Source organism: Immundisolibacter sp. (genome assembly GCF_041625615.1).
Taxonomy (GTDB): Bacteria; Pseudomonadota; Gammaproteobacteria; order Immundisolibacterales; family Immundisolibacteraceae; genus Immundisolibacter.
Window position 1 is genome coordinate 1 of sequence record NZ_JBFJTF010000122.1, and the last position, 6,903, is coordinate 6,903.

6 protein-coding genes are annotated in these 6,903 nt (G+C 69.5%); all 6 read right to left on the reverse strand.

The features are described from left to right. On the reverse strand, positions 1 to 112 hold a 112-nt coding region (locus tag ABYX71_RS09460), incomplete at its 3' end, for an ABC transporter substrate-binding protein (protein WP_372696259.1). Then, positions 109 to 696: an ANTAR domain-containing response regulator gene (locus ABYX71_RS09465; protein ID WP_372696255.1), complete on the reverse strand. Its 588-nt coding sequence runs from the start codon at positions 694 to 696 to the stop codon at positions 109 to 111. The genes ABYX71_RS09460 and ABYX71_RS09465, both read right to left, overlap by 4 nt. A 77-nt stretch (positions 697 to 773) precedes the next feature. Beyond that, positions 774 to 2,948 (reverse strand): primosomal protein N', encoded by a 2,175-nt coding sequence (locus tag ABYX71_RS09470; protein WP_372696256.1) that lies wholly within the window; start codon positions 2,946 to 2,948, stop codon positions 774 to 776. A 10-nt stretch (positions 2,949 to 2,958) separates the two neighbouring features. Further along, positions 2,959 to 4,023, reverse strand: a complete 1,065-nt coding sequence (gene hemE / locus ABYX71_RS09475) for a uroporphyrinogen decarboxylase (protein WP_372696260.1) — start codon at positions 4,021 to 4,023, stop codon at positions 2,959 to 2,961. Between the two features lie 13 nt (positions 4,024 to 4,036). Continuing rightward, positions 4,037 to 5,464, reverse strand: coding sequence for an FAD-dependent oxidoreductase (locus ABYX71_RS09480; protein ID WP_372696257.1), 1,428 nt, complete (start codon positions 5,462 to 5,464; stop codon positions 4,037 to 4,039). A 37-nt stretch (positions 5,465 to 5,501) separates the two neighbouring features. After that, positions 5,502 to 6,903 (reverse strand): glutamate synthase-related protein (locus ABYX71_RS09485; RefSeq protein ID WP_372696258.1); only part of this gene is annotated, 1,402 nt, incomplete at its 5' end.

Sequence of the window (6,903 nt, forward strand, 5' to 3'; positions counted from 1 at the left end):
AGCGCGCGAAGTGACCATGTTCGAGCGCAATGATCAGCGGCGCCGCATCGGTCAGCGGGATGTAGCCAAGGCGCACCTGCGCCAGTTCTGGGATCGGCTTGTTGGCGGTCACTTGAACAACTCGGCTGTGTCGATCACGCCCTTGGCGATCTCGGCGATGGTCTTGTTCTGGTCCATGGCCAGCTTGCGCAGCGCATGGTAAGCCTCGCTCTCGCTGCGGCGACCACGCTCCATCAGGATGCCCTTCGCGCGGTCGATGACCTTTCTGTGCGCCAGGCTGGTACGTGCCTCCGTCAACTCGCGCTGCAAGGTCGCGTACTGGCGGAATCGCGCCACCGCCACCTCGACCACCGAGTGCACGCGCCCCGGATTGAGGCCGTCCACCACATACGCGCTCACGCCCGCCTCGATGGCCTCGCGAATGGCATCGGCATCCGAGTTACTGGCGAACATGACCACTGGGTGTGGATTGTCCCGTGACAGGCAGCGCATGCTTTCGAGTATGTCGCGATCCGGCGACTCGAGGTCAATGATGACCACATCTGGTGCATGCCGGGCGACTGCCTGCACCAAACCGGCCGCTGTGCCGAGCGCCGCGCACACCGTCAGGCCGGCGTCGACCAACGCGGCCGCCACCAACGCACGGCGCTCGTGGTCGTCATCGACCAGCATCACGCGCAGGGGAGGTGTTGGCATCTGAGGGGCGGCTGTAACAGTGGACACGTCGCCCAATGGGTAGCAATTAGCGCGCCAAGCGCGGCACCCCGATGCGCTCAGTAGGTATCGATCGGGTCCACGTCCAGCGACCAGCGCACCTTGCGCGCCGCCGGCAACTGCGCCACCGCGGGCAACCAGCTCCTGAGCAGCGCGTGCAGCGGCGCGCGCCGGTCCGCCTGCAACAACAACTGCGCCCGGAAGCGCCCGGCCCGCTTGGGCATCGGCGCCGGCACCGGTCCCAGCAGGGTCACACCGGCGTGGCCTAGTTCGGCAGCCAGCGACAGCGTCTCCCCCAGGAACCACAGCGCTTCCTGGGCACCGGGCGCCTCGGCGCGCAACAGCGCCAGGTGCGTGAACGGCGGCCAGCCGGCGGCCTCGCGTTCCTTGAGCAGCTGCTGGGCGAACACGCCGTAGCCGCCCTGCAGCAGGGCGTGCAGTACCGGATGCTGCGGCTGGTGGGTCTGGATCAGCACCCGTCCCGGTTGCGTGCCGCGTCCACAGCGCCCGGCCACCTGGTAGATGGTCTGGGCCAGGCGCTCGCTGGCACGAAAATCCGCGGCGAACAGCCCCTGGTCGGCGTCCAGGATGCCGACCAGGGTGACCGCCGGAAAGTGGTGGCCCTTGGCCAGCATCTGCGTGCCGACCAGAATGTCCGCGCGGCCGTCGCGCACCGCGCTCAGGTGTGCATCGAGCGCACCACGACGGCGCGTGCTGTCGCGATCCACACGCAGCACCGTGTGTTCCGGAAACAGCGCCGTGATGTCGGCCTCGATGCGCTCGGTCCCGGCGCCCAGCGGCAGCAGATCGCCACTGGCGCACTCGGCGCAGCTCGGCGGCAGCGGCCGCTCGCCACCGCAGTGATGGCACAGCAGCACCTGCCGTGTCCGGTGCAGGGTGTAGTGGGCGTCGCAGCGCTGGCACTTCGGCACCCAGCCGCAGGCGTGACACAGCAGTACCGGCGCATAGCCGCGCCGGTTCAGAAACAGCATGACCTGCCGGCCGGCGACCAGCTCCTCGCGCACGGCCGCCGCCAGCGCCGGCGACACCAGGCCCGACATGCGCTGGTGGCGCACGTCCAGCAACTCCAGGCGTGGCAACCGGGCACTGCCAGCGCGCTCGCGCAGGTGCACCGTCCGGTACTGGCCGACACGGCCGTGCGCCAGACTCTCCAGGGACGGTGTGGCACTGCCGAGCAGCACCGGCACGTCCTCGATGCGGGCACGCAGCACGGCCATGTCGCGAGCGTGGTAGCGGAACCCGTCCTGCTGCTTGTAGGAGGCGTCGTGCTCTTCGTCGACCACGATCAGGCCGAGCGCCGGCAACGGCGTGAAGACCGCCGAACGGGTTCCGATGAGCACGCGCGCCCGCCCACTGCGTGCCGCCAGCCAGGCCGCCAGACGCTCGCCATCGGGCAGGCCGGAGTGCAGCACCGCCACCGCCTGCCCAAACCGTGCCCGAAAGCGCGCCTCGGTCTGCGGCGTGAGGCTGATCTCCGGCACCAGCACCAGGGCCTGTCGCCCGGTGGCGAGCACCGCCTCGATGGCCGACAGATAGACCTCGGTCTTGCCGCTGCCGGTGACGCCGTCGAGCAGGAACGCCCCGAAGCCGCTGGCCGCCAGCACCGCCTCCACGGCGGCGCGCTGCGCGGAGGTCAGGGCCGGCGCCGCCGGCGGGGCGGGGTCCTGACGCGTTGACGCGTCCCGCGGCTCGCGCACCACCCAGCCCTTGTCGAGCAGGGTGCGCAGCACCGCCGCGCTACCGACCGGCAATGCCGACTGGGCCTGCGGGCCGGCGGCGAGCGCGCGCAGCAGCTCCGCCTGGCGCGGCGCCCGGCCGAGCGTGTCCGGCGCCGGCGCGGTGTCGCTCAGCCGCCACTGCCAATCGACCTGTTCGCGGGCCGGCCGACCGGCGCGCAACAGGCCCGGCAGCGTCCCGACCAGTACTTCGCCCGGCGGCGCATGGTAGTAGTCGGCGGCTCGCCGCAGCAGTTCCAGCAACGGTGCTCCGAACAGGGGCGCGTCGTCGATCGCCTCATGGATGTGCCGCAGCTGGGCATCCGGCACGTCGGCGTGATCGGCATGCGCCACCACCAGCCCGACCTGGCCACGCCGCCCGAACGGCACGCGCACCCGGCAGCCGGGGGCCGGCGGCGGCTGGTTGAAGTGCGGCAGGTAATCGAACAGGTGACGCAACGGCGCGTCGATGGCGACTTTCAGGATCAGCCGCGACATGGGCACCGCGTCAGGCGTGGTACGGCATGCTCAGCTCGTGCACCGCGTCCACCAGCACGCGCACGTGCTCGGGGTCGGTCTGCTGCAGCACGCCGTGGCCGAGATTGAACACGTGCCCGGGGCCGGGGCCGTAGCTTTCCAGGATGCGCGCCACCTCGGCGCGGATGCGCTCGGGCGATCCGAACAGCGCAATCGGGTCGAGGTTGCCCTGCAGGGCAACCCGTCCACCGGTTGCAACCCGCACGTCCGCCAGCTCCTGTGTCCAGTCCACACCCAGCGCCGCGCAGCCGACCTCGGCCTGCTCCGCCAGCCAGCGGCCGGCATTCTTGGTGAACAGGATCAACGGCAGGCCACGGGTTGCCGGATCACCGGCCAGACGCTGCGCCAGGCGGGCCTGATAGGCCAGCGAGAACTCGCGGTAGCCGGGCGTGCTCAGCACCCCGCCCCAGGTGTCGAACACCATCAGCGCCTGCGCACCGGCCGCGGCCTGGGCGCTCAGGTAGTCGACCAGGGTGTCGGTGAGCAGCGCCAGCAGGCGATGCAGCGCCGCCGGATCGGTGTAACTGAGGCCCTTGACGCGGCGAAAATCGGCGCTGCCGCCCCCCTCGACCATGTAGCAGGCGAGCGTCCAGGGGCTGCCGGCGAAGCCGATCAGCGGCACCCGGCCCGCCAGTTCGCGGCGCAGCATGCGCACGGTGTCGAACACGTACGGCAGCGCGCGCTCGACATCCGGCGCGCGCAGGCGGTCGATGTCGGCCGCGCTGCGCAGCGGGCGCTCGAAGCGCGGCCCCTCGCCTTCCACGAAATGCAGGCCCAGGCCGAGCGCGTCGGGCACGGTGAGGATGTCCGAGAACAGGATGGCGGCATCCAGATCGAAGCGGGCCAGCGGTTGCAGCGTCACTTCGGTGGCCAGCTCCGGGCTGCGCATCAGCGCCAGAAAGCTGCCGGCGCGGGCACGTGTGGCGCGGTACTCGGGCAGGTAACGGCCGGCCTGGCGCATGATCCACACCGGCGTGCGATCCACCGGCTCGCGGCGCAACGCCCGCAGCAACCGGTCGTTGCGCAGCGGCGGCAGGCTGCCCACCGGCTCAGACGCCCAGATACTGAAGAATGCCCTCGGCGGCCTCACGCCCGTCAAACACGGCCGTCACCACCAGATCCGCGCCGCGCACCATGTCGCCACCGGCAAATACCTTGGGGTTGCTGGTCTGGTGCGACAGCTGCGCCTTGGCCGGCGCATGCACGCGCCCGCCGGTGTCGGTGCTGATGCCGAATTGATCGAACCAGTCCGGCGGATTGGGCCGGAAGCCGAAGGCGATCACCACCGCATCGGCCGGCACCACCTGCTCGCTGCCGGGAATCGGCTGCGGCTGGCGACGGCCGCGGCCATCGGGCGGACCCAGCTCGGTGGTCACCAGCTTGACGCCGGCGACGCGGCCATCGTCCCCCGCCACGATTTCCAGCGGCTGACGGTTCCACAGGAACTGCACGCCCTCGTCACGCGCGTTGCCGACCTCGGTGCGCGAACCCGGCATGTTGTGCTCGTCGCGCCGGTAGGCGCAGGTCACCTGCGCGGCCCCCTGGCGGATGGCGGTGCGGTTGCAGTCCATGGCGGTATCACCGCCGCCGAGAACCACCACGCGCTTGCCGGCCAGATCGATGTACTCCGACGGGTCACGCTCGACACCCAGCTGGCGGCGGGCATTGGCCACCAGGTACGGCAGCGACGGTGTCACGCCCGGCAGGTCCTCGCCCGGAAAACCGCCCTGCACGAACTTGTAGGTACCCATGCCCAGGAACACGGCGTCGTACTCCTCGAGCAGACGCTCGAAGGCCACGTCGCGGCCGATTTCCACCCCGAGGCGGAACTCGATGCCCATGCCCTCGAAGATGGTCCGCCGGCGCTGCACCACGTGCTTTTCCAGCTTGAAGCCGGGAATGCCGAACGTCAGCAGACCGCCGATTTCCGGGTAACGATCGAACACCACGGCCTGCACACCGGCACGTGCCAGCACGTCGGCACAGGCAAGACCCGCCGGTCCGGCGCCGACCACCGCCACGCGCTTGCCGGTGGGAACCACCTGCGACATGTCGGGCTTCCAGCCGAGCTTGAAGGCTTCCTCGGTGATGTATTTCTCGATGGCGCCGATGGTGACCGCACCCAGGCCGTCGTTCATGGTGCAGGCGCCCTCGCACAGACGGTCCTGCGGGCAGATGCGACCGCAGATCTCCGGCAGCGAGTTGGTCTGGTTGGAAAGGTCGGCCGCCTCCAGGATCTTGCCCGCCTGTACCAGCTTCAGCCAGTCGGGAATGAAGTTGTGCACCGGGCACTGCCACTCGCAGTACGGGTTGCCACAATCCACGCAGCGGGCGGCCTGGCGCGACGCCGTGGCAGCGTCGAACGGATGGTAGATCTCGTCGAAGTGCCGGATGCGCTGCCCGGGCGACTGTTTGTCGAGCTGGCGCGGCACTTCCAGGAACTGCAGCGGATTCTTGCGGGGTTTCGCGGCGGCCATCGGATGTACGGATTTCCTGCTGTGGGGATCGGAGACGTCAGCGCGGCCGGCGCACGGCGTCGAGCAAACCGGCCAGTTCACTGGCCTGAGGCTTGACCAGCCAGAACTTGCCGCGCAGCTCGGGCAGGTTGTCGAGAATCTCCCGACCCCACTCGCTCTGCGTCTCGTCAACGAACTCGCGGATCAGGCTGCGCAGGAACCCGACGCACACCGCGGTGTCCTCGGTGTTGATGCGATGCAGCTCCACCAGCTCCGGGTTGTAACGCTCCGGCAAACGGTTGTCCGGCTCGTAGACGAACGTCATTCCGCCGGTCATGCCGGCACCGAAGTTGACGCCGGTCGGACCCAGCACCACCACCACGCCGCCGGTCATGTACTCGCAGCCATGGTCGCCCAACCCTTCGACCACCGCGATGGCGCCGGAGTTGCGTACCGCGAAACGCTCGCCGGCCTGGCCGGCCGCGAACAGCTTGCCACCGGTGGCGCCGTACAGGCAGGTGTTGCCGATGATGGTGGTGCGCTGCGACTGCAGGCGGCTGGCGCGCGGCAGGCTGATGACGATCTTGCCGCCGGCCATGCCCTTGCCGACGTAATCGTTGGCGTCACCCTCGAGCATCAGATTCAGGCCACCGGCGTTCCACACCCCCAGGCTCTGCCCGGCGTGCCCGCGCAACTTGATGGTGATGGGCGCGTGCGCCATGCCCTGATTGCCCCAACGACGGGCAATCTCGCCCGACAGGCGGGCACCGATGGAACGGTGGGTGTTGCTGATGTCGTAGTTGAAGATGCCGCCCCGGGCGTGCTCGATGGCCTCCAGCGTGTCGGCCACCATCTGCTCGGCCAGCTCGCCCTTGTCGTAGGGCGCGTTGCTGGACACGGTGCAGTACTGCTTGCCCTCCACGGCCAGCCCCTTGCCGCTGAGCAGCGGCTGCAGGTCCAGATGCTGCTGCTTGGCCGTATTGCCGGCCCGCGGCTGCAACAGGTCGGCGCGACCGATCAGCTCTTCCAGGCTGCGCACGCCCAGCGCCGCCAGCCACTCGCGCGTTTCCTGCGCCACGAAACGCAGGTAGTTCTCGACCATCTCCGGCAGCCCGGCGAAATGATCGCGGCGCAGGTCCTCGTTTTGCGTTGCCACCCCGGTGGCGCAGTTATTCAGATGACAGATGCGCAGGTACTTGCAGCCGAGCGCGATCATCGGCGCGGTACCGAAACCGAAGCTCTCGGCGCCCAGCATGGCCGCCTTGACCACGTCGAGACCGGTCTTGAGACCGCCGTCGGTCTGCACGCGCACCTTCTCGCGCAGGCGGTTCGCCAGCAACGCCTGGTGCGTCTCGGCCAGGCCGATTTCCCACGGGATGCCGGCGTACTTCACCGACGTCAGCGGGCTGGCACCCGTACCGCCGTCGTAACCGGAAATGGTGATCAGGTCGGCATAGGCC